We start from the raw sequence: 23,899 nt of genomic DNA on the forward strand, positions 1-23,899 counted from the left end.
TGAAGTAATGGCTGTAAATGAAAAGGTAGAGTTAGCTACATTTGCTGGAGGGTGTTTCTGGTGTATGGTTTCTCCATTTGAAGAGATGGAGGGCATTATACAGGTTATTTCAGGTTATACAGGCGGTCATAAAGAGGACCCAACGTATAAAGAAGTGTGCTCAGAAACAACAGGACATTATGAAGCGGTACAAATTAGATTTGATGCAAATAAAATGTCGTATGAGGAATTGTTAAATATATATTGGAGACAAATTGATCCGACCGATATTGGAGGACAATTCCACGACCGCGGACAGTCTTATGAAACAGTGATTTTTTATCATAATGAAGAACAACATAAAAAAGCAGAAGCCTCAAAAGAAGGACTTGAGCAGAGTGGGCGCTTTTCAAAACCAATTGCGACAAAAATACTACCAGCAGCTACATTTTATCCAGCTGAAGAATATCACCAAGGATATCATAAGAAAAACACATTCCGCTATGAGTTATATCGTAAAGGCTCAGGACGAGATGCTTTTATTAAGCAACATTGGCCAAAGGATAATGCTCATTTAAAAGAAAAACTCGATGAGATGCAGTTTTATGTAACGCAGGAAAATGGTACAGAACCACCATTTCGAAATGAGTATTGGAACCATAAAGAGGAAGGTCTTTATGTAGACATCGTTTCAGGTGAGCCGCTATTTACTTCTCTAGACAAATTTGATAGTGGATGTGGATGGCCTAGTTTTACAAAACCAGTTATGTCAGCAAGTGTGAAAGAAAAGATGGATGTGAGTCATAATATGACGCGTACAGAAGTGAGAAGTAAGGAAGGAGATTCACATCTTGGGCATGTATTTCCAGACGGTCCAGGACCAAATGGACTTCGTTACTGCATTAATTCTGCAGCCCTTCGATTTATTCCAAAAGAGGAATTAGAGAAAGAAGGCTATGGTGATTTTCTAGTCTTGTTTGGAAATAAAAAATAACCTCGCAGTTAGCGAGGTTATTTTTTGTTATTTTGTTTTTTTCTTTTTAAATTTGCTTAATACTTCATAAACGATTGGAACAATAAGAAGTGTTAATAACGTTGAACTTGTTAATCCACCAATTACCGTTACACCAAGTCCTTTAGAAATTAAGCCACTACCTTCAAATCCTAATGCAAGCGGGATAAGAGCACCAATTGTTGCAATTGCAGTCATTAAAATTGGACGAAGGCGTGTTGCACCAGCTTCTAATAAAGCTTCACGTGTTGATAGTCCTTCATTTTCTTTATGAATAACGCGGTCGATAAGCACGATTGCGTTTGTTACAACGATACCGATTAACATAAGCGCCCCAATCATTGCAGACACACTTAATGTTTCACCGGAGATTAATAAGGCAACAAGAGCTCCGATAATTGTAAATGGTAGCGAGAATAAAATTGCGAATGGTGCAAGGGCACCGCCAAATGTAACGACAAGAACGAAGTATACAATGGCAATCGCAGCTAACATCGCTAAGCCAAGTTGCTTAAATGATTCTTCAATATCTTTTGTAACGCCGCCCATAGAAACATCTACGCCAGAAGGAAGATCCATTTTATCTACTTCTTTTTGAACAGCGGCAGATGCTTTTGAAACGTCATCAGATGTTAGTTTTGCACTTACTTCTGCATAAACACGGCCATCGCGGTGTTTCACTGTATTCGAAGTTTCACCTTCTTTTACAGTCATAACATCTTTCACAGCCACTTCATTACCAAGTGGTGTTGTAATTTTACGATTTGTTAAGTCATCGATTGTTTCATAATTTTGTTTTTCAGCTTCTACATATACATTGATATCTTTACCGTCTTTTTTAATTGTTGTCAGAACAGGGCGATCATGTTGATTAGAAAGTCCCATTCCAATTTGAGCAGCCGTTAAGCCCATTTTACTCAGCTTTTCTTGATCTGCGACTAAAGTGTACTCTGCATATGTTTTTGCAATACTAGAATCTATATCTTTTAAGTCTTTATTTTTCTTCATGATATTTTGAATATCTTTTACGACAGGCTTAATGTCTTCTGAGCTATCTCCGTAAACGTATAGTTTAATTTCGTTACTACCGCCACTTGCTCCGAAGTCTTGGTTTTTCCATTCGCCTTTGCCAGACATCTTCTGTAAATCTTTAACGACTTGTTCTTTCTCTTTTTCAAAGTTTTTCGTGTCGTTATCATATTGCACGAAGAACATTGCTTGGTTTGATTGACCAGGACTCATTGGATTCTCTCCACCTAATGAGAACTGAATTGTTTTGACGTCTTTATTATTTTGGAAGTGCTTCTCAGCTTTTGTTGCAATTTTTTCAACGTCTTCTAACGTTTGACCTGGTTCAGGATTGTATGTTGCGATAATCATTTTTTCTTCTTCAGAAGGTAAGAAACTTACACCGATAACTGGTACAAGTGCAAGACTACCAACTAATAGAAGGACAGCGATACTTGATGTAATAATTTTGTGATTTAAAGCCCATGCAAGTATGCGTTTATACCCATTTGCTAATTTACTTGGTTTTTCTTCATGATGTACTTCTTTTTCCCTCATACTCTCTTTCTTAAATAAAGAGTGAGCTAGCATCGGTACGATTGTAACTGCTACTAGTAATGATGCTAATAAAGCGAAGACGATAGTTAAGGCGAATGGTAAGAACATTTCACCAATCATACCTTTTACTAGTCCAAGTGGTAAAAATACAGCAATTGTTACGATGGTAGAAGACATAATTGGGATAAACATTTCTTTCGTAGCTTCACGAATTAAATCTTTTCCGCGCAATTTCTCTTCTGATAACGACATACGGCGGTAAATATTTTCAATAACAACAATTGAGTCATCGACAACGCGGCCTATAGCAACGGTCATTGCTCCAAGTGTCATAATGTTAAGCGTAATATCCATTTGCTTTATGACTAAAACAGCAATTAATAAAGAAAGTGGTATTGAAACGACAGAGATTAACGTTGTTCGAATATTTCGTAGGAACAGCATAATAATAACGATCGCAAAGATAGCACCGAAAATTGCTTTGCTCAGCATTGTTTCTACTGATTTTTCAATAGGTGCACCTTGATCGAATGTTGAAATAATCTCTAAGTCTTTATACTTTTTCTCAAGTTCTTTTACTTTATCTTTTACTGCATTTACAACATCAACTGTATTTGCATCAGAGGCCTTCACAATTTGAATTCCAATTGCTTCTTTTCCATTTGTTCGAGAAATGGATTCTGCTTTCCCAACTTCTTTAATGTCAGCAATTTCATCTAATGTAACTGTTGGAATCCCGTTCATAGCGGCTGGATTCATTTGTGGCGTTTGTGCACCAGCGCCAGCATTTTGACTACCTTGACCGTTAGGTGAGGAAGGTATAGCTGGGATTTTAAGTTCTTTTAATGCTTTAATCGTTGTAATATTGCCATCTACAACAACTGATTTTTCCGTGTCTTTAAATGTGTATAAGCCAAGTGGTAAAGATACATCCGATCCTTTAATCACATTTTTTACAGTATCTTCACTTAGTCCTAGTTCTTTCATTTTATCTTTCTTAAAGATGAGCTGTACTTCATCTACTTGTTGACCAGCAATTTGAACAGATGCAACACCATCAAGTCCTTTTAATCCCGGTACAACATTTTTTTCTACATTTTCAGTTAAAGTAGCTAAAGATTCATTCTTGCTTGCTACGCTTAACGAAATAACGGGAAAAGCATTGAAGTTTACTCGTGAAACTTTAGGATCTTTAACACCTTCTGGGAGTTTTACATTTGTGAGAGCTTCTTTAATTTCTGTTTCTGCTTTTTCCATATTTTTGTCAAAATCGTATTCTACTTGAATAGAAGATGCGTTTTGAAAAGATGATGAACTCACAACGTTAACACCGCTTAAATTTTGTAGTTGTTCTTCCATCGGCTTTGAAACTTTATCAGCTACTTCTTCTGGTGTAGCACCAGGATAGACCGTAGTTACTGTCACAATCGGTGTTGTAATATCAGGAATTGTTTCCAGCTTCATATTGAGTCCAGAGTAGATCCCCGCAATAGTAACAATAATGGTTAGTAGCCAAACTGCGAACTTATTTTTTAACGAGAAATTGATGATTTTGTTCATGTTTGCGCTCCCTTTGTATTATATTGACCAACTGGTCAGTCTAATACATAATATAACTGACCGTTCGGTCAATCGTCAATAAAAAGGGATGGTATAATACATTTATAATAAGATGCGAGATTAAATTTAGGAGAGAAGATATGAAAGAAAAAGAGCGTTTGATTATAGAATCGGCTATGAAGTTATTTGCTACTAAGGGTGTAAATGCGACATCAGTGCAGGAAATTGTGACAGCTAGTGGTATATCTAAGGGAGCTTTTTACTTATATTTTAAATCGAAAGATGAGCTTTTATTAGCGACACTTCGATATTATTATGACAAAATCCAAAAGAAAATGCTGGATATTGAACAAGAGTCTTTATTACCGCGTGAAAAATTTGCAAAACAATTACATTGTCAGTTTAATGATATACAAAAGCATAAAGAATTTATTATTATGCATGCGAGAGAAAATGCAATTCCGTTTAATAAAGAAGTAGAAGAATTTATGATGCGGATGAAGTTAGAGTCTCATGCATTTTATCGGAATAGTTTATTGTCCATTTATGGTGAAAAGGTTATGCCATATTTATTGGATTTAGTAATTATAGTAGAAGGCATATGCCGTGGTTATTTAGAATTAATTATTTTACAAGCACCAGAAATTGATTTATCGTATGTCGCTGCTTTTATTTTAAAAAGAGTAGATCATTTAGTAGATGGTTTGGTAGAATCTTCGGAAGAACCTATTTTACATGAAGAAAAGCTTGGAGAATTCCTTTGTAAATCAGAGCTTATTAAGGAACAAGTTAAAGAGCATTTTTTAAAAGAAATTATTGTATTTAAGCGTAGTTTAGCTGATCAATTAGAGGATGATGAGTTGTTAGTAACGTTAGATGTTTTAGAGGCGGAAATACGATTGCTTAATCCAAGAATTCCAGTAATTAGAGGTATGTTAGCAAATTTAGAGGCGTATCCGGAATTAAAAGAATTTCGATTACGACTTATAGGATACTACAATATAAAAAATTCTTAATAAAAATAAGTAAAAAACTCCTTGTCTACACAAGGAGTTTTTTCTTAAAGACTATTTACTATTTTGAGACCATTCTTCAACATCCCAAACTTTTGTAATCCAATCTTCATAGAAGTCCGGTTCGTGACATACAAGGAGGATTGTTCCTTTATATGCTTTCATAGCCTTCTTAAGTTCCGCTTTTGCTGTAACATCAAGATGGTTTGTCGGCTCATCAAATAGTAGCCAGTTACTTTCCTCACCCATTAGCTTACATAAACGAACTTTTGCTTGTTCTCCACCACTTAATTGACTTAATGGGCGAGAAATATGTTCATTTTTTAATCCGCATTTTGCTAACATCGCACGAATTTGATGCTGGTCTAAACCAGGGAATGTATTCCATACATCATCAATTGGTGTTATATTGTCAGCTTTAACTTCTTGCTCAAAGTATGCAGGCTCTAAGAAGTCACCAAGGCTTGTTTTACCGCTTAAAGGCTTAATTTTACCTAAGATTGTTTTTAGTAACGTTGATTTACCAACACCGTTACATCCAACAATAGCAATTTTTTCACCACGTTCGATCGTCATTGATAGCTTTGGTAGTAGCGGATGTGTATATCCGATTTCTACATTTTCACCTTCAAAGACGAAGCGACTACTTGCGCGACTTTCTTTAAATGAGAATTCAGGTTTAATTGCTGTTTCTGGGCGATCAATAAGTTCCATGCGATCAAGTTGCTTTTGACGACTCTTTGCACGACCTGTCGTTGAATAACGAGCCTTGTTTTTTGCAATGAAGTCTTCTTGCTTTTTGATAAACTCGCGCTGCTTTTCATAAGCGTTTATATGTTGGTTTTTATTGATTTCTGCTAGTTCTAGGAATTTTTCATATGTCGCTGTATAGCGTGTCATTTTTGTGAATTCTAGATGGAAAATAACATCAACACATTTGTTCATAAATTCTGTATCATGAGAAATTAATAAGAATGCATGTGGGTATTCTTTTAAATAATTTGTTAACCAATGAATATGTTCAACGTCTAAATAGTTAGTAGGTTCATCAAGCAATAATACTTCTGGCTGTTCAAGTAATAGCTTTGCAAGCAATACCTTTGTACGTTGTCCACCACTTAGTGCTGAAACATCACGATCTAAACCAATAGCATCAATTCCAAGACCACGTGCAGCCTCTTCAATTTTCATATCTAGTAAATAGAAACCACCTGCTTCAAGTGCATCTTGTATTTCTGCCATTTGTTCAAGAAGTTCTTCTAGTTCTTCTGGTGTAGCAGTTCCCATTTTTTCTGTAACTTCATTTAAAGCTTTTTCCTTTTCGAATAACGGTAAAAATGCATCCGCTAGTACGTCACGGATCGTACGTCCAGGCGTTAAAACAGTATGCTGATCTAAGTAGCCGTAATGTGTGCCCGGTGTCCATTCTACACGACCTTGGTCATGAATAAGCTGACCAGTAATGATATTCATGAATGTTGATTTACCAACACCGTTTGCACCAACTAATCCAACGTGCTCACCTGCTAATAATCGCATAGATACATCTTTAAATAATGTACGATCACCAAATGTATGTCCTAATTTTTCAACTGTTAATAAGCTCATAGTATCCTCCGTCCAACTTGAAATAGTACCTTGAATCATGATACTAAATTCTTTCATATAATGCCATCATTTCAAAATGTATATTTTTTCAAAAGAAGTGTTTGTAAATGTTAGTATATAAAAAAGTTACTTCTACCTACAGAAGTAACTTTTTGGTTATGCCTTTTGTTTAACTTCACTAACTTTCTTTTCAGCTACAATAAAATGCGGTCTACGTTTTGTTTCATAATAAATACGACCGATATATTCACCAATAACACCTAGGAATATGAGTTGAATACCGCCAATAAATAGTATAGCGGAAATGAGAGTAAAGTAACCAGGAACTTCCACACCACCAAGGATGATTTGAACGAACGTAGTGATTACGTATAAAAGTCCTAAAATGGTTGTTAGTAATCCGAGATATATAGATAGACGTAACGGTTTATTATTAAATGAAATTACACCATCAATTCCGTAATTTAATAATTTCGAGAAGGTCCATTTACTTTCTCCATCAGAACGTAATACATTTTCATATTCAATGATTAATTCGTTATAACCGATCCAAGAAAATAAGCCTTTTGAAAATCGGTTGTATTCACTTAAAGATAATAAAGAATCTACTGCTCTTCGACTTAAAAGTCTAAAGTCACCAATACCGTCTACTAATTCAATATCTACAAATTTATTCATCACTTTATAGTAAAGACGAGAGACGAAAGAGCGAACGGGTGAATCACCAGTTCTTGTTCTTTTTGCAATGACTTGGTCGTAGCCGTCGTTATATCCTTCTAACAGTTCTTTTATTAACGTAGGAGGGTGTTGTAAGTCAGCATCCATAATAACAATTGCATCGCCTGTAGCATATTTTAAACCAGCTAACATTGCAGCTTCTTTTCCGAAGTTTCGACTAAATGATATGTAGTGTACTGACGAATCTGAACTAGCTAAATCACGTAAAATATTTAAAGTATCATCTTTACTACCATCATTAACAAAAACAAATTCATAATCGGTAGTTAATTTATGAATTTCAAGAGAAGTCTCTGAATAAAAGGCTCGAAGCACCTTTTCTTCATTGTAGCATGGTACAACGATTGAAAGAGTCATTTTTGACACTCCTTGTTTGTAGTGGGTTAAAACAATGTTATGCGTTTTTATATGAATCTATCCAATTGGATAGATTCATGATTCATTGATTGCTCATTATTGCTTTTTAAAAGAAAATTTTCGTCGTGCTTTTGGATTTTTGAAAATTAGTAAAGCTATACAGATAATTAGTGAGATGATTGATATAATCATACCTAATTTGAAGTAAGGTGTAACGTAAGTCATTTCGATTACATGTGAACCTTTTGTAATGGGAACACCGATAAAGGCAGAATTCGCTTTCGTAAATTCTGTTTCTTTTCCATCAATTTTTATAGTCCAGCCTTTACTATATGGGACAGATAAATATAAGAGCCCGTCTTTATTTGATTTGATATCCCCTTTTAAATAATTGTTCTTATAATAAATATTTTCAAGCCTATTTTCAGTTAGTTTTTTTGTTTCTTTTTGTACACTTTCATAGTTTACAATATTTGCTTGCAAGTCACCTAATTCATACTCACCTGCCATATCAATAGAGATAGTTAGGTTTTCTGGACGCTCATTGCCCAAATTGTAAACAAACCTTTCTAACGGATAAGAGTATGCACCAGCATCGTCCCCTTTTCCTATCGTTTTTCCATTAACAGTTGCATTGAATGTGCCTGCATTTTTTAATTTTAATTCTATCAGTAGATCACCAGGTGTATCAGGATAATTGATAGGTACAATCATATTTCCAAAGCCATGAACAATTAGTTTATTTTCTTGTTTTTCCATGTTTTCGAATTTTGCTTTTTCCGTTTTAATAGATACTGCCTTTGATTTAAGGTCTTGTTTATTAAAATGGTTTAATGAAAATTCTTTTGTATTATTAACGACAACAGCATGTAATAATAATTGATCACGCTGAGCGAAGTTTAATTTAGAAAATTCTTCCTCACTTATAGCCGAATCATATACATATCCTAACGGTAAAGCATAGTCATTTTTGTAAATATTATACGGTCCTACTTGCTGTAATAGTTTATATCCATAAGGCACATTCTTTGAATCTGTATCAGCACTTAATACGCGATATTTTACACCTAGCATATTTTCAAGTAGTAGTCGACTATCAGCTTGATAAAACATTGAAGGTGTATCGTACATTTGGAATACACCATATTTATTTTTCATAAAGTCATGGACATAATAATTAACTAAGCTTTGATACGTACTTAAGCCATGATAACCTTGTAGCATTGGTGTGTTATATTCGCTATATGGATTAAGAATACGATAAAAGTCTTTATCATTTTCTTGTATGTAGCGAATTGCAGCAATTTCTTCTTTATTATCATAGCCTGGTTCGTGTAACTTTTCAGTTGAAATCTGGCTCTGTCCGTAAACGGTGCTAAGTATATTATTCGCATACATATAATTCATAGAAATTGTGCTAACGAGTACATTCAATACAACTAAAAATTGTATGAAAGGTTTGGAAATATAACGCCATAAACATACTGTAATAACAGAAAGAACGACAGTTCCGAGTAAAATGTTATCAACGTCTTGTAAAGGTTTATCAGTTACATTTATATTTGCTTTTCTATAAAATGCATAAATGAATAATCCAATAGACACTAATAAACTTATTAAATAAGGTAATTTGTAGTCTTTCTTATGAATAATCATCCAATCTAGAATGTATGCAATTGTTTGGGCAATTACAAATACAAATAAATAGAACCATCTAGATTGCATTGCTGAAAAACCATTAAACACAGAATATGTATATGGAAGCATAAACAGAATGAACATGAATAACGTAAAGAATACTTTATTTTTAACGAGTTTATCACGTATAAACATTCCAAATACGATTAAGAATAAAATTAAAGCTGGTAAAGCTAATTGATGATTTTCAGCATTATACATGAAGAAAATATTTTCCATTAAATCTTTATAAAATTTATCTTCAAATAATAATGGTATCTCAAACTTTTTTGATAGTCGATCAGCACTAAATACGGCATTAACTGATGGGAGGAAGCAAACGGCGGCTAAACCGAGTGATAATCCATACAATAAACCGATTCTAATATAATAAGTTAGAAAAGAGACAATCGTTTTATTTTGTTGTGTCGCAAAGTATTGGAATAATGCATAAATAAATATGAAAATACTTGTGATAAAAGCAAAATAAAAGTTTGATGCTAACATTAAAGTAGCAGCGATTAGGAAAAGTCCGCGCTTCTTTTCAATAATATATTTATCAAGTCCCCATATTACTAATGGTAAAAATACAATGGCATCAGCCATGAAATCCCATAGTAAAGAGTGGCGGATGAAAGTAATACAACCACCATATATAATAGCAGCAACAAAAGATGAGAATGCTGTTTTATTATGGTAACGTAAAGAACCATACATGAATACCATAGCTAAAAAGTTTTTTAAAATACTCATGTATAATTTCACGTCATATACTTGCTCAAGACTTAGTTTAGGTAGTAACAGTGTAATCCAGAAAAACGGTGATGTGCTGTAATAATAACTAAACTCTCCAAATAAATCTCCACCTAATCCATAATCAAAAGACCAAAAAAGGTTGCCATCTTTAAAGGCATGTTGTAGAAGAAACGTAAAAAAACCAAATTGACGTAACGCATCCCCTGTACCAGAAAAGGCTTGATTAGATGTTAAAAAGAAATAATGAAAAGCAAAAGCGCACAATAATAATATTGGCATAATTATTATTGTTTTCTTGGAAAAGAATTTATTATTCGGCTTTATGCTCATAAAAATTGATAATCCTCCTTTGAAAGTCGTTACATGTAGCAACTAGTTTTTAGGTAGCATATAAAAACACACCAATTTTTAAAGGTGTGTTCTTTAGTTTTAACATGAGAAAATATATATTTTTGTTGAAGCATATATATTTTTACAAGCGTTGAAGTTCATAGTTTACATGTAATTTAGTATAAGGCATTTTCAGAAAGTAAGTCAATTTGAGCTGGAATATATAGCATTTTTTTACTGAAGAAAAATGATGGTATATAAAAAAGCAAAAAGCTTTTCCATTTTTAAATAGGAAAAGCTTTTTGCTTTTAAGCATGTTTGCGAATAAGCTTTTGTTTTATAAATTCTAAAACGAATCCACGTATTTGAGGATCAATTACAATTCCGATTATACCGTATAGTATACCAGTAAGAGTTAAAGCAACTAATGGTGGTAAGTTGATTAATGCAATTCGGTATATACCGTAACTAATAATAAAGGCTAAGGAATTAAATATAATTCCTTTAACTAATAATTGCATGCCTTTACGAATAAAGAGGGTAAATCCAATTAATAGTGTAATTTCGGTAATGATGGCTGCGGCAGCTGCCCCCATCATTCCATATTTACTACCTAATACAATATAACCTATGATGGCAACAACTAATCCAATAGTCATTGTTGTTGCACGTTTCCATTGCTGGCCAATCGTTGTTAAATTATCAGCTAGTGGATAGTTAATTGATTGTAAAATAACCATAAACGCTAGAATAGCAAGAGCGTCACCAGCGGGAGCGTATTTTTCTCCTAATAAACTAACAATCCAGAAACTTGGATCAGCAATAAAGGGGATAGAAATTCCCATTCCTAAAAAAGACATAAGTTTTAATTCAAAACTTGATAATTTTCTATGTTCTTCAATATTTTTCTCATTACCAAAAGCAAAAAGTCTTGGATAAAAAGCAGCTGCAATTACTCCAGGTATTTGATATAGTACAGCAGGTATTTTAGATGCAGCACCAAAGAATCCAACTTGCTTATATGTTGAAACCTTTTCTAATATAATAGGGCCCAATTGTGGTAAGAGCATAATAATGATTCCGTTGATCGTGAAAATAAGTAGTTGATCTAAAATGCCTTTATCCCAACCCTTATGGACTTTCGTGTAACGTATTGTCATTATAAAGGCGATAACACCTGTTACAAGACTAGATACCCCGTACATGGCAGCAACCATCATAAGTGACCATTGGAAAGACATCCCTAGTAATAGGGCAGCAGCAGCTGTTACACCTTGTAGTACAGAAATAATAGCTGTAAATTGCATGCGTTCTGTTACTTGGAAGTAAGCCATACCAACACCTTGTAAGGTTGCTCCGAACATTGTTGGTAGGACAACCCAATATACCATCGCACGTAAGTAAGCATCGGGATAGAAGAACTGGGCAAAAATAGCGAAAAGTACAGAAATTACGATAGCTAATATTAAACGAATACGTAAATAACTACTTATTAGCACACTAATATTAGCATCGCTTCTCGTTCCTTCACGCATAAACGTATGTGTTAAACCTGCATCTGTAAAGTAACAAATAACAGCTGAAACTGCTAACGCAGTTGTAAACATACCGTAATCACTTGGAGAAACATATCTTGCAAAGAAAATTGTTGCAATAGCCAGTACAAAGCGGACAGTAATGTTTCCTACAAAGAGGTAGGATGCGTTTTTTAGAATTTTATTTGTTTTCATGAGAAAAGACCTTTCTATTCTTTAGGACCCGGTTAGTTTGTCCTATTTGTAAATTTAATTTGTTCACAGAAAGAGAGAGTATCGTTATATTTTCAGTTTAAGAAAACAGAAATTTAATTCGTACAAACCAAAGCATTGCATATAGTTTTTTACTACGCTTTCCATTCTTTGAATAGATTTTACGGCAATATTTCCTTATATCTTTTTTGATTAATTGAACTTGTGATTTATCTAATCGAGAGTTTTCTTTAATATATATACAAGCGTTATTGATGACTGTATAAGGGAATAAATAAGTCTCAAGAATCTCAATCAGTGACTGAGGGTCTTTCGTAATGAAGTCTTGAGATTTATTATGTACCCAATCTTTCATACGATTGAATACTTCTAGCTCTTTTGTTGTTTTTAATTCATAATCTTTATACTTAGAAGAAAGATTTCCTTCTGATAAGATTCTATAATAAGTTAAGTATTCATCGACATAACATACATTTGTCAAACTCATAAGTTTAAATAAAAACTCTAAATCTTCTCCCCAACTACATCCTGGTGTAAAACGAATGTTATGATCCATTACGATGGATCGTTTGAAAATCCAAGTACTTGTTTGAGCAACAACTTGATGTGTTAGGAATGCTTTTGCCATATCACCTTTAATAAAGTTTGTTGTATGCTCAAGCTTTTCGCCTGTTTCTTCGTAGAAATTCATATAACCACAATAGCACGCGTCCATGTTGTTTTTATGCATACTCTCGATTTGTTTCTCAATTTTAGTTGGATGCCATAAGTCGTCACTATCAAGGAAAGCGATATATTCTCCGCTAGCATTTTCGATACCTGTATTACGGGCTACCGAAACACCTTGGTTTTTTTGATGAACGTATTTTACTTGCCCTGGGTATTTTTCAGCAAGGTTTTTCACAATAGAAGGTGATTGATCTTTACTTCCATCATCTACAATTACAATTTCAATGTTTTTATATGTTTGATCTAGTATTGACTGCATCGTTTCTTCAATATATTTTTCCGTGTTATACAGGGGTATGACAACAGAAACAAGTTGCTTTTGTTCCATCATAGAATTTTTATCTCCTCAAGTTTTTTATGTCTTGCATCATATATACAAGCCTTTTGGAAGGAAGAAGATTACAAGAACATCTGTATAAGTTTAACGCATATAAACTTTGTAAATCAACTTTCTATTGTTGTACTTTGTATAAAAAGTATTTATTATAGAACGTATTGTGTTGTAAAAATATAGAAATATATTTTGAAAATTATGTATCTGAAGGGAGAAGATGAGATGTTAGGGCGATTTACTCGCAAATCTAATATAATCCTTTTAGGGATTATTATGATAGTCGGTTTTGCACTTCGTTTTGCAACTTTACAAACACATGGTGCAGATCTATCTATAGCTAGCGATGATATAGGTTATCAAAAAACGGCAAATATTTTATTGGAAACAGGGATGTTAACATATCATGAACCAGATAAACCAACGATTCATATTATGCCGGGTTTTCCAGCTTTATTAGCTGTTGTATTTTATTTTTTTGGAAATGGCAGTGAAGGTCTTTTTGTAGCAAAATTAATTATTATCCTATTAGGGGTACTTAGTATTTTGCTAACTTATAAGATTGGTACTTATTTATTGAATTCTGCTGCAGGATTAATAGGTGCTTTCTTATTAGCTGTGTATCCTCCAGAGATTGTTATGGAAAATTTAACTTTAACAGAAGGACCGTTTCTATTCCTTTCATTAGGATTAGTATATTGGAGTTTAAAATTAGCTGATACTCATAAAACGAAACATCTTCTGATTGTATTAATTTTCTACTTTTTAGCACTGTACCTCCGTGTACAAATTGCCTTATATCCAATCTTACTATTTGGGTATCTTTTAATGAAACGCTACCCATTCCGTATTATGATGAAGCAAGCGATTATAAGCATAGGAATAGGACTTATCGTACTTGGACCATGGTGGGCTCGCAATTACATTCAATTTGATAAATTTATCCCACTAACTGCTGGGGCAGGGAATCCGTTATTACTTGGAACGTATCAAGGGAAAGGTTACCCAGAAGGTAAGGATATGGGGGAACTTGAAATAGAGTTACATGCAAAATACCCTAATCTTGAAGCACATGAATTTATGGAATTAGAAGAAAAAATAGCGATTGATAAAATGAAGGAATGGTGGAAAACTGATAAGGAATCTATGATAGAGAGTTATTTAGTTTTGAAGCCAGAAATTCTTTGGAAAAAACCGTATTATTCTATAGAGCATAATATTGAAGTATTCAATGTTTCTGCAAAGGATATGAATGAAATATATAATTTTATTAAGACGACGTTTTTAATATGTACAGTACTTTCATTTATTTTCCTTTTAAAAAGGTGGAGAGAGACTACATTTTTATGGTCAATCCTTTTATTGCAAACAGCTTTAACATGTTTTTATGTTGCATATGAACGATATGCATTACCGTTAATACCATTCTTATTTATTATAATTGGAGTTGGGACCGTGGCAACTGTTATGAAAATTAGTAAATTATTAATTAGAAAAAAATAGTTTGCAATAAAAAACATCTTAATTTTTTTAAAAAATTAAGATGTTTTTTTGTATATATTCATATTTAAATAGAAAACTATTCTTTATCGGTTTCAGGTTGCGTTACTTTTAATTTTTGCTTTAATAACGCATAATCTTGCGTTAACGTTACAAGTTGATGATGTAATTTAGAAATTTTTCTTGTTAAGTCAAAAATTAATATGAAACAGAATAATAGTCCAAATAAGAATAAAACAGATGGAGGATATTCTACGTGTAATAGTTGGCCAATCCAATTTATAATTTTTTCAGTAGAACTTAAAATAGCCATTGCAACACAAACAAAAATCCATAAAATAGCATATTTAGTTTCTAAAGCTCCACGACGAATGGAATTAATAATTAATAAAAATAATAATAGAATGAAGATAAATGAAAAGGTAATTATAGGCATTTATTATCAACCTTTCACAATTTTTTGCATCAATATAGCAAGGCTTACTTTAATCATGTAATATGCAGATTTAAGAGGTGTGATAGAAGATTGTCCCCCTTGACGCTCTTGCATATTTACGGATATTTCATTAATGCGTAATTTTTTCTTTTTTAAATGAATAAGGACTTCTGGTTCTGGATAATCTTTTGGATAATTATGTGCAAAAATCTTAATTACTTCTCTATTGATAGCACGATACCCAGAAGTTGGATCCATAAAGGTTTGTTTTGTTAGTACTTTCAGTAGAGCAGTAAAATAAAAAATACCAATTCTTCTAGAAATACTACCTTTATAGGCTGTTTTCTCTGTAAAACGTGAACCTAGCACCATATCGCATTGGTCTTCAGCAATAGGTTTTATAATTTTGTACAAATCATCAGGATTATGTTGCCCATCAGCATCGAACTGAATCGCAATATCATATCCATTCTCATAAGCGTATTTATAACCAGTTTGTACAGCTGAGCCAATACCTAGGTTATATGGTAAGTTCACAAGGTGAACAGGAAAATCATTTACGATTTGAGCTGTTTTATCATGTGATCCATCATTAATAACGCAAATGCTTAATTCTGTAAAATGCTGTTTTAGTTTTAATAATCTTGTTAATGTATCTGCAATTGCTTCTTCCTCGTTATACGCAGGAATAATAATTAACGTTTTTGGTATTGAAATTGGTACCTCAATAGACATTATCGCACCATCCCTTATATACTTAATTATATTATAGTTATTTTTAAACGAACCTTATCTAATATACCATTAATAGTATAGCAAAATAAAGGAAAAACTGGTGGATTATTTTAGGAGACAAACAGTAAATAAAAGATAAGAGGTGGAATTTTTTACAATAAAAAATACATGCAAGGATGAAATAAACCTGTGCATGTATGAAGTGAGAGTATCGTATTATATATTCCATGGCTTACTTAAAGTTAAAACTTCAGCCATCTCTTTACTTTTTAAACGTCCCTTTTTTCGGTTTTCCGCGCGTTCTAAACCGGTTGTGTGTAACCAATGTTCTTCTTCAGTTTCAGGAAGTACTTGTGGTACGGATGAAGGTTTTCCATCTTTTATTGCCACAAATGTAATGAAGCAAGTAGCAGCAATTCTACGCTCGCCTGCTAATAAGTTTTCTGCGATTACTTTTACGAAAACTTCCATTGAAGATTTCCCTGTATAACATACAAATGCTTCATAACAAACAGAATCAGCTTGGTGAATTGGAGTTAAAAAATCAACTGAATCAATAGATGCTGTTACGCAATGTTTACGACTATGTCTTGCAGCCGCAATTGAAGCAATACTATCAATTTCTGCTAATAATTTCCCTCCAAAAAGTGTTTGGTGATTATTTAAATCGTTAGGAAAAACACGTGTTGTCTTAATTGCTTTAGATTCTCGCATGAATTTCTTTTCCATATATTCAGCCCCTATAGTCTGTTTTCAATCAGAATAATATGTGTAAGCAGATTACTCATATTAGATATTTAATGAAGTAAAGTGTATTCCAAAAGAGGATTATTTAAACTTCTGTATTTGTATTCATGTAACTGAAAGAAAATTTATTTTATCTAAAATGTAGTGTAAAAGAGGATTCGCTTACATTGCAAGTAAAAAGTAATGACTATGTATTTGTCATAGAAATTCCCTATCAGCCGTGTCCCCATTCATGATAGAATCGTTTTGTTATGAATGGAAATAGAGGTGCAATGGACATATGAATCATATACAAACAAATTTTTCATCTTTCTTCAATAAAATTACAATCGGTGCGATGCTCGCATTTTTTGTTTATAGTTGTTGGGCAGCATTTGAGACAAGTAAGCAATTTTTTGGAGGAAGTACAACAAGTGTAACAATCATATTAGCAATTTTCGTCATACTTATTTTGTTAGTGGCATCAATTCTACAATATCGTTTTACAGATAAACAATTTCTTATTTTTCTTATAAGTATATCTATAGTTGTGAGGGTTAGTATGCTGTTATTTGTAGATGCTCCAATAATTGGTGATATGAAAGTGATGTATGAGTCTGCAAAGCAGATTGCAATTGGTAATAATATAGGGACTGTAACTCATTTGCCTTTTATTATATATGAGTCGGTAATTATTCGTATATTTGGTGATTCATTATTCGCTTTACAACTATTTAATGTGCTATTTTGCACAGGAACAGCATTATTTATTTATCGTATTGCGGGAATGGTTTTTGGAGAAGAATGCGGTCGTATTGCTTCTATCTTTTATGCTCTGTATATTCCAAATATATTCATGAGTTCCGTATTAACTCCTGAATCACTTGCAATATTTTTATTTTATTTTGCTTGTTACATACTTTTATATAAAGGATTAGATCATCCTTATATGTGGGTGTTTTCAGCGATTTTATTTGCATTTAGTAATATGGTTTTCCCAATGGGATTATTTCTTCCTATTTTTATTACGGTATATGTATTATTAATCGAAGTATTTCAATCAGCAACGAAACAAAAGGTGTTACTAAAAATGATAGGGATACTTATTCTATTTTATAGTGCCCATTTTAGTGTGAATTATGGAATTAAGGCAATGGGATTGTCACAATATACGATTTCAAATGAGACGTATGTTCAATCTGTTTTAATTGGAAAGACGCAACATGAAGAAAAAATATCGAAAAATCAAAGTGTAACAGAGCATATTGATCAAAAGTTAAAAGAGATTGAGGGAGAAAGATTTAAACTTTTAGAGCCGATGATAAATCAGTTTTCAGATGAAGGGGTAAATTCTATTCTTTTCAAATGTGAAAAACTGATATATATAGCCGTAACATTGTTTATGACTATAGCTCTATTACACTTCCTTATTAAGAAACAACAAAATGAGGGATATATGTTGTTCTTATTTTTAATTAGTGGCTACGTATTGTTAAAGCTCTTTCAAGTAGATATGGCATATTACAATGTAATTATGCCGGCATTGTTCATTTTGCAGAGCTTTGGTGTTTATATGAGTTATGTGTATTGTCAAAAAATATTTTTCAGAAAATAAAAAGAATCCATTCTGGATTCTTTTTTTGATGGAAGATGAAATTTAGTAGTCAGTGCAGATGAAAAGTATGCCTGACTTGAATTTGATCCCGCTATTTTCCAGGCAGTAAGACCCCCACTTCAAAATCAGCGAAAGCAAAGAAGTTAGGTGGGGGGCGGGCTGCCCGTAAAAGCCCGATTGGTGAGGGCTGATAATCAACGGGGGATGAACAAAACCCCCGTTGATTAAAGTTTCACTTTATCTTATCGATTTAGTTCTAGTTGTAAATTATCGGCTGTTAGAGCCATTTGTGAGGAATCATCTTGAATTCCTTTCATTACTTGTGAAATAGCTTGTAGCTCGTGTTCAATTTTCTTATTCTGTTCTTTTGAGTTAGACATATCTTTTACAATTTCTTGGAAGTATCGATCTGTTGCTGACATACTATCCGTTCCTTCCGATACGAGAGAGCTAATTTGTTTCACGGAAGACGAGACACGGGTAATTTGTTCATTTGTTTTTTCAACGAGCTTTGTAACGTTAAATATAGATTCTTTCGTTTGCTCTGATAATTTTCGAATTTCACCAGCAACAACAGAAAACCCCTTCCCAAATTCTCCAGCACGTGCAGACTCGATAGCTGCATTTAGTGCGAGTAAATTGGTTTGCTCCGCAATCGATTTAACAATATCTATGATTTCATTAATTTTGTTAGAAATATTAAGGAGTTCATGAGTATCTGTAATAATCGTTTCCATATTCATTTGAATAGATCCCATTCGTTTGTTTTGCTGGTTTAATTGTTCTTTCCCTTTATTGGCTTTTTCTTCAGATGTTGTAGCTAATGATGTACCTGTTTTAGCAATCTCTACAATAGTTTCAGATTTGGCGGTTAGTTTTTGAATAGAAGAGCTTGTTTTTTCAGATACAGCAGCTAGTTCTGTTGCGATATGCGTAATTGTCATAGCAGTTAGTTCTTTTTCTTTCTCATGCTCTTTTTGCATTCTTTCATATTCAGATTCATAAGCTGCAAGAACAAGTTCTTGTTCAAGAGTAAATAATTTATTTATAACATTTATAGAATAGGAAAAATCATCGATTGTTGTTATTTTTGTTTGCAAAATCTTCATGATAGAGCGGAACAATTCTTGATAAGCAGCAGTATACCATTTTCGATGTAAACCAATTTGTACATGCCTTTTGGCAATCCTAACACGCTGTTCAATAAAATCTTCATGCATATTGCCGCTGAATAATTCTTTAATATGTGTTTTTAAAGTTTGTTTTAGTTTTGGAATAGAGCTGTAACGTTCAATAATAGTAATTAAATTAGGTTGTTTTGTAATGTTGGCATAGAATTTTTCAGTAATCCAATCAATTTCTGCATAAATAAAAGGCTGTAGTACTTTTACAACTTGTAAATCTTCTTTTGAAATATGTAGCATATCCATTTGAATTTTTAATTCAGAATTAGTAGGGACATTAAAAGTTATTTGTTGGTCCTTACTTAATTCGATTATACTGGCATTTGTTTTATTAATATTTTTTTTGAAAACCCCAAGCATCATTCTTCCCCCTGTATATAAAACGTTTTCAATTTTAAAACTAATATAGAGTAATTATATATGCTTATATATAATTACTCTATATTAGTTCGTTGAATAGTATATAAATTAAGAGAATTCTATCTAGAATTCTCTTAATGGCCTTTATTAATTTTAGCATGTGTTTTAAAGAAAACAGGGAAATGAACATTATATATTACAGTGACGACACGAATAATGAATGTTACTAATAAACAAACATAGAAAGCTAACACGTGCGCCCCCATAGCGTGTGTGATTAGGAAGCTAATTGCTCCTAAGATAGAAGCGATTGCGTAAATCTCTTTTCGGAATACGTAAGGGATATCTTGAGCACAAATGTCACGCAAAATACCGCCTCCAATACCTGTAATGACTCCCATTGAAACAACTAGAAATGAGGCGTCAACATGATGTGACATTGCCGCATTTGCACCAATAGCTGTAAAAACACCTAAGCCAACAGCATCAGAAAGCATAATAACGACTTGAAGTTTATTGATGCGCTCAAAAAACATACAAGTAAATAATGCTGATAATACACTTACGAAAAAGTAAATGGGTTTTACAAATGCGACAGGGGGCAGGTTACCAATCATGATATCACGAATAATACCGCCGCCGAGCGCAGTAGCTACAGCTAAACAAAGGACACCAAATAAATCTAAATCTTTTTTTAAACCAACTAATGTACCAGAAATGGCAGCGGCGATAATGCCAAGAAACGTAAATATATCGATTAATAACATGGCCTTAATCCCTTCCTCTTAAAGATGTTCCAGAGAAAAAATATACACTAAAGTATTGGAAATAACAATTACTTTTCGCTACATGTAGAAAAACGGATAAAATTCATAAAGAAAGCGTTTGAAAATGTTTGGAAAATAGCCATAAAGTAATTTGAAAAAGATATGAAAAGATTAATTTTACATTTTTTGATGTTGTTTATTTGTTAAAACATTACAATTATAGGTAGGTTATTTATATTTGTATAAAATGATGAAAAAATATTTATATACTGACAAAAATAAGGGGGTGGTTGTTAGATAGATTTTATAAAAATAGGGGAGTATAGCTAAAGGACGATAATTTCTATTACTGATTAATACTTGTCCTGGCTAGTTTTAGCTGGAAAAATAGTTCTCGATTTGAATATGAGTTATGTTATAATTGCTAGGTGTGTTTGAATGATAAAAAATTATGATTAAAAGATAATGTTAAGATTTTGTATGGAGGTCTTGGAATGTTAGCAAATCAAGCTAGGGTTAGATTTGAGCATTTTTTGCTCTTTTTTATTATTTTACAGCCTGTTTTAGATTTATTAACGTCTCTTAGCATCACTTTATTAAAGTCAAATGCTACCGTTGGAATTTTAGTAAGATTCCTTATTATGGCTGTTGGTGGTATTTACATTTTAATTCAGGCAAAAGAGAAGGAAAATAGAAAGTTTTTAATTTATCTTATATTGTTAGCCGGAGTTTTAGGGATAGGATTTATTAATAACAAACTAGTTAAGGATCCTATTGTACTTAGTGAAGAGGTTAAATTCGTTGCGAAAGCATTATATATATATATCATGCTGGGATCATACATTTTAGCTTTAAAATCATTGAAAAAGACAGTTAATATTAGTGATAAGGTTCGAAATAGTATTGTATATTCTACATTAATCATTAACGCAATTATGGTTATTTCTATTTCAACATCTACTGACTTTGGTAGTTATGAATGGATGAAGGTTGGTTCTCGAGGTTGGTTCTATGCAGGGAATGAACTAGGTTCAATCTTAGCTATTATTTTCCCTATTGTAGTACTATATTCTATTCAAAAAACAAAGAGCTGGAAACACATTCTATATTGGATTCCATCACTTTTAATGATTTATTCGCTAATTCAAGTTGGTACAAAAGTAGGAATGGGCTCAATTGGTGCTACGTTAGTGGCAGCAATCGGGATTATTTTACTACAATTATTATTTGATAGAAAAAATCCGAACAAAAAATCCCTTGCACTTAATGCAGTAATTGCTATTGTCCTATTAGCTGGTGTAGTCGGAACGTTTAAACAAACGCCATTAGCACAAAATATGGGTATTCACAATAATTATTTATCAGAGCAAAATGTGGCGCAGCAAGGTCAAAAAGAAAAAGAAATTAAAGAGAAGCTGAAAAAAGAGCAAGAACTTAAAGCAAAAGAAGAAAATCATCATAAAGTTGAAAAGCCAGAAGAAAAGGCGAAGATAGAAGAGGAAGTTAAGAAAGAGCTTGAGAAAGAGCAAAAGAAAGAAAATCAAGAAAATCTTATTTTCAGTGGACGTCAAGTATATGAAGAAAGACATAAGCAGTTCTTTAAAGAAGCGCCAATGTCACAAAAGTTATTAGGAATGGGTTATGCAGGTAACTTTAAATACAATGAACAAAAGCAGCCAGATCCAAAACTAATTGAAATGGACTTCCATGATTGGTTTTATGATTTCGGGATTATTGGCTTTGTATTACTAATGATTCCATTTATTTATTACGGGCTAAGAATTCTACTAGCATTTGCTACGAGATTTAAGGACATATTTAATATAAAATATGGAATGATTTCAGCAAGCTTATTGTTAGCGTTAGGTATTGCTTATATTGCAGGACATATTTTAACAGCACCAGGAGTTGGGATTTACTTTGTAGTGGTGTTAGCTTATCTAATAGTAGACCTAGAAATTGAATGATAAAAATAAAAGCTAACTTTTGTTAGCTTTTATTTTTTAGTACAGTAAAATAAAAATAGATGGAAACGTAGCGAGGATTTAAAGGAGGAAAAAATATGAAAATATTGCATATGAATGCAGGAGCAGAAGATGGAGGAGGGAAAACACATATTATTTCACTTCTCGATCAGTTTCCAACTGGTGAAGTAGAATTAGCAGTATTTGAAGATGGAATTGTTGCGAAGGAAGCAAGGGAGTTAGGGATAAAAGTCCATGTGTTTTCACAAAAATCGCGCTATGATTTATCCATTTTAAAGAATATAAGTGAATTTATTAATAAAGAAAAATTTGATGTAGTTCATACACATGGCCCTAGGGCTAATTTCTATGTTTCTTTAATGAAAAAGAGAATAAAGGCAAAATGGGTAACGACTATTCATAGTGATCCATTTCAAGACTTTACTAAACAGGGCTTAAAAGGTTGGATTTTTACGAAATTAAATTTGAAAGCCTTAAAAAATATAGACTTATTTTTCGTTGTAACAAATAGATTGAAAAAAAGCCTGGCAGCATTAGGTATTTCAAATGAAAAGATGCATGTTATTTATAATGGAATTGAATACGATAAGGAAAAAGCAGAAGGCTATAATAAAAAAGAAATGTTCAATATTGATGAAGATGTATTTACGGCAATCCAAGTAGCACGATTACATCCTGTCAAAGGACATGAAGTTTTATTCGATGCGTTACAACAAACAAAATTAGAGAAAATTAAAGTATTATTAGTTGGCGATGGCCCATTAGAAGAAAATCTAAAGTCATTAGCTACTGAAAAAGGGATTAACGATAAAGTAGAGTTTTTAGGACATCGTCAAGATGTAAAACAATTATTTGCGTCGTCACATATAAATTTATTAACTTCCCATAGTGAAGGGTTCCCACTAGTTTTATTAGAAGCGGCAAATCAACGCGTACCATCAATTGTGACTAGGGCTGGAGAAATTGAACCATTAATCGTAGATGAAACTTACGGATGGATTGTGCCAACAGGTGATGGAAAGGCATTAGCATTAGCTTTAGAAGAAGCGTATGATAAGTGGAAAACTGGAGAGTTAGCAGCAATGGGTAAACATATTTATGAGCATGCTACTATGAACTTCTCACTTCAGAAACTATATGAAGATACAAAGGAAACATATAAGCAATTAATAGCGAAAAACTTGTAA

Annotated in this window: 17 protein-coding genes and 1 pseudogene; 6 read left to right on the top strand and 12 right to left on the bottom strand. The window is 32.8% G+C overall.

Annotated features, from left to right (window positions below):
• Window positions 1–7: 7 nt before the first annotated feature.
• On the top strand, window positions 8–973 hold the full coding sequence (gene msrB / locus HFD78_RS16355) for a peptide-methionine (R)-S-oxide reductase MsrB (RefSeq protein WP_000290171.1): 966 nt from the start codon (window positions 8–10) through the stop codon (window positions 971–973).
• 27 nt (window positions 974–1,000) lie between these two features.
• Here msrB and HFD78_RS16360 read toward each other — a convergent pair whose 3' ends face one another.
• Window positions 1,001–4,117, bottom strand: a complete 3,117-nt coding sequence (locus tag HFD78_RS16360) for an efflux RND transporter permease subunit (RefSeq protein WP_001033487.1) — start codon at window positions 4,115–4,117, stop codon at window positions 1,001–1,003.
• Window positions 4,118–4,257: 140 nt separating this feature from the next.
• Between HFD78_RS16360 and HFD78_RS16365 the strand changes: the two genes are divergently transcribed.
• Window positions 4,258–5,133 (top strand): TetR/AcrR family transcriptional regulator, encoded by an 876-nt coding sequence (locus tag HFD78_RS16365; protein ID WP_000659645.1) that lies wholly within the window; start codon window positions 4,258–4,260, stop codon window positions 5,131–5,133.
• 51 nt (window positions 5,134–5,184) lie between these two features.
• Here HFD78_RS16365 and HFD78_RS16370 read toward each other — a convergent pair whose 3' ends face one another.
• From HFD78_RS16370 to HFD78_RS16390, 5 genes are all read right to left on the bottom strand, one after another.
• Entirely contained in the window at window positions 5,185–6,738 is a 1,554-nt protein-coding gene (locus tag HFD78_RS16370) for an ABC-F family ATP-binding cassette domain-containing protein (RefSeq protein WP_000055410.1), read from the bottom strand.
• A 156-nt stretch (window positions 6,739–6,894) separates the two neighbouring features.
• Window positions 6,895–7,833, bottom strand: a complete 939-nt coding sequence (locus HFD78_RS16375) for a glycosyltransferase family 2 protein (RefSeq protein WP_000175827.1) — start codon at window positions 7,831–7,833, stop codon at window positions 6,895–6,897.
• Window positions 7,834–7,929: 96 nt separating this feature from the next.
• A complete protein-coding gene (locus tag HFD78_RS16380) occupies window positions 7,930–10,596 on the bottom strand; it encodes a YfhO family protein (protein WP_000023704.1) in 2,667 nt (888 codons plus the stop codon).
• 308 nt (window positions 10,597–10,904) lie between these two features.
• Window positions 10,905–12,326, bottom strand: coding sequence for an oligosaccharide flippase family protein (locus HFD78_RS16385; protein ID WP_000856128.1), 1,422 nt, complete (start codon window positions 12,324–12,326; stop codon window positions 10,905–10,907).
• Between the two features lie 97 nt (window positions 12,327–12,423).
• Window positions 12,424–13,404: a glycosyltransferase family 2 protein gene (locus HFD78_RS16390; RefSeq protein WP_000970519.1), complete on the bottom strand. Its 981-nt coding sequence runs from the start codon at window positions 13,402–13,404 to the stop codon at window positions 12,424–12,426.
• 225 nt (window positions 13,405–13,629) lie between these two features.
• Between HFD78_RS16390 and HFD78_RS16395 the strand changes: the two genes are divergently transcribed.
• The gene (locus tag HFD78_RS16395; protein WP_000901470.1) at window positions 13,630–14,907 is read left to right on the top strand and encodes a glycosyltransferase family 39 protein; all 1,278 of its coding nucleotides are present in this window, start codon (window positions 13,630–13,632) and stop codon (window positions 14,905–14,907) included.
• 76 nt (window positions 14,908–14,983) lie between these two features.
• Here HFD78_RS16395 and HFD78_RS16400 read toward each other — a convergent pair whose 3' ends face one another.
• The 3 genes from HFD78_RS16400 to HFD78_RS16410 all read right to left on the bottom strand — a co-directional run bounded on the left by HFD78_RS16400 (window position 14,984) and on the right by HFD78_RS16410 (window position 16,804).
• Window positions 14,984–15,340, bottom strand: coding sequence for a DUF2304 domain-containing protein (locus HFD78_RS16400; protein ID WP_001121767.1), 357 nt, complete (start codon window positions 15,338–15,340; stop codon window positions 14,984–14,986).
• Between the two features lie 6 nt (window positions 15,341–15,346).
• Window positions 15,347–16,075 carry a glycosyltransferase family 2 protein gene (locus tag HFD78_RS16405; RefSeq protein ID WP_000021476.1) on the bottom strand — a complete coding sequence of 243 codons (729 nt, stop codon included), beginning with the start codon at window positions 16,073–16,075 and terminating at the stop codon, window positions 15,347–15,349.
• A gap of 216 nt (window positions 16,076–16,291) precedes the next feature.
• Window positions 16,292–16,804, bottom strand: a complete 513-nt coding sequence (locus HFD78_RS16410) for an acyl-CoA thioesterase (protein WP_000412120.1) — start codon at window positions 16,802–16,804, stop codon at window positions 16,292–16,294.
• 298 nt (window positions 16,805–17,102) lie between these two features.
• Between HFD78_RS16410 and HFD78_RS16415 the strand changes: the two genes are divergently transcribed.
• Window positions 17,103–18,416 (top strand): ArnT family glycosyltransferase, encoded by a 1,314-nt coding sequence (locus HFD78_RS16415; protein WP_061655694.1) that lies wholly within the window; start codon window positions 17,103–17,105, stop codon window positions 18,414–18,416.
• 242 nt (window positions 18,417–18,658) lie between these two features.
• On the opposite strand, the gene HFD78_RS30100 is transcribed toward HFD78_RS16415, so the two are convergent.
• The 3 genes and pseudogenes from HFD78_RS30100 to HFD78_RS16425 form a co-directional block, all read right to left on the bottom strand.
• On the bottom strand, window positions 18,659–19,399 hold the full coding sequence (locus HFD78_RS30100) for a methyl-accepting chemotaxis protein (RefSeq protein WP_370512974.1): 741 nt from the start codon (window positions 19,397–19,399) through the stop codon (window positions 18,659–18,661).
• A gap of 15 nt (window positions 19,400–19,414) precedes the next feature.
• Window positions 19,415–19,963: pseudogene (locus HFD78_RS30105) on the bottom strand (protoglobin family protein); the annotation flags it as partial.
• Window positions 19,964–20,094: 131 nt separating this feature from the next.
• Window positions 20,095–20,727, bottom strand: a complete 633-nt coding sequence (locus HFD78_RS16425; RefSeq protein ID WP_000924369.1) for a trimeric intracellular cation channel family protein — start codon at window positions 20,725–20,727, stop codon at window positions 20,095–20,097.
• A 494-nt stretch (window positions 20,728–21,221) separates the two neighbouring features.
• On the opposite strand from HFD78_RS16425, the gene HFD78_RS16430 reads away from it, so the two are divergent.
• Window positions 21,222–22,694 (top strand): O-antigen ligase family protein, encoded by a 1,473-nt coding sequence (locus HFD78_RS16430; protein ID WP_061655693.1) that lies wholly within the window; start codon window positions 21,222–21,224, stop codon window positions 22,692–22,694.
• A 95-nt stretch (window positions 22,695–22,789) separates the two neighbouring features.
• The gene (locus HFD78_RS16435; RefSeq protein WP_061655692.1) at window positions 22,790–23,899 is read left to right on the top strand and encodes a glycosyltransferase family 4 protein; all 1,110 of its coding nucleotides are present in this window, start codon (window positions 22,790–22,792) and stop codon (window positions 23,897–23,899) included.

Origin of the sequence: Bacillus sp. EKM501B (genome assembly GCF_011800505.1) — a bacterium.
GTDB lineage: Bacteria > Bacillota > Bacilli > Bacillales > Bacillaceae_G > Bacillus_A > Bacillus_A cereus.

Bases quoted from the DNA above. Each gene is read 5' to 3' on its own strand.
- msrB (WP_000290171.1), top strand. From the start codon at position 8: ATGGCTGTAAATGAAAAGGTAGAGTTAGCTACATTTGCTGGAGGGTGT.
- HFD78_RS16415 (WP_061655694.1), top strand. From the start codon at position 17,103: ATGAATCATATACAAACAAATTTTTCATCTTTCTTCAATAAAATTACA.
- HFD78_RS16385 (WP_000856128.1), bottom strand. From the start codon at position 12,326: ATGAAAACAAATAAAATTCTAAAAAACGCATCCTACCTCTTTGTAGGA.
- HFD78_RS16360 (WP_001033487.1), bottom strand. From the start codon at position 4,117: ATGAACAAAATCATCAATTTCTCGTTAAAAAATAAGTTCGCAGTTTGG.
- HFD78_RS16435 (WP_061655692.1), top strand. From the start codon at position 22,790: ATGAAAATATTGCATATGAATGCAGGAGCAGAAGATGGAGGAGGGAAA.
- HFD78_RS16370 (WP_000055410.1), bottom strand. From the start codon at position 6,738: ATGAGCTTATTAACAGTTGAAAAATTAGGACATACATTTGGTGATCGT.
- HFD78_RS16395 (WP_000901470.1), top strand. From the start codon at position 13,630: ATGTTAGGGCGATTTACTCGCAAATCTAATATAATCCTTTTAGGGATT.
- HFD78_RS16400 (WP_001121767.1), bottom strand. From the start codon at position 15,340: ATGCCTATAATTACCTTTTCATTTATCTTCATTCTATTATTATTTTTA.
- HFD78_RS16390 (WP_000970519.1), bottom strand. From the start codon at position 13,404: ATGATGGAACAAAAGCAACTTGTTTCTGTTGTCATACCCCTGTATAAC.
- HFD78_RS16410 (WP_000412120.1), bottom strand. From the start codon at position 16,804: ATGGAAAAGAAATTCATGCGAGAATCTAAAGCAATTAAGACAACACGT.
- HFD78_RS16405 (WP_000021476.1), bottom strand. From the start codon at position 16,075: ATGTCTATTGAGGTACCAATTTCAATACCAAAAACGTTAATTATTATT.
- HFD78_RS16365 (WP_000659645.1), top strand. From the start codon at position 4,258: ATGAAAGAAAAAGAGCGTTTGATTATAGAATCGGCTATGAAGTTATTT.
- HFD78_RS16425 (WP_000924369.1), bottom strand. From the start codon at position 20,727: ATGTTATTAATCGATATATTTACGTTTCTTGGCATTATCGCCGCTGCC.
- HFD78_RS30100 (WP_370512974.1), bottom strand. From the start codon at position 19,399: ATGCAAAAAGAGCATGAGAAAGAAAAAGAACTAACTGCTATGACAATT.
- HFD78_RS16430 (WP_061655693.1), top strand. From the start codon at position 21,222: ATGTTAGCAAATCAAGCTAGGGTTAGATTTGAGCATTTTTTGCTCTTT.
- HFD78_RS16380 (WP_000023704.1), bottom strand. From the start codon at position 10,596: ATGAGCATAAAGCCGAATAATAAATTCTTTTCCAAGAAAACAATAATA.
- HFD78_RS16375 (WP_000175827.1), bottom strand. From the start codon at position 7,833: ATGACTCTTTCAATCGTTGTACCATGCTACAATGAAGAAAAGGTGCTT.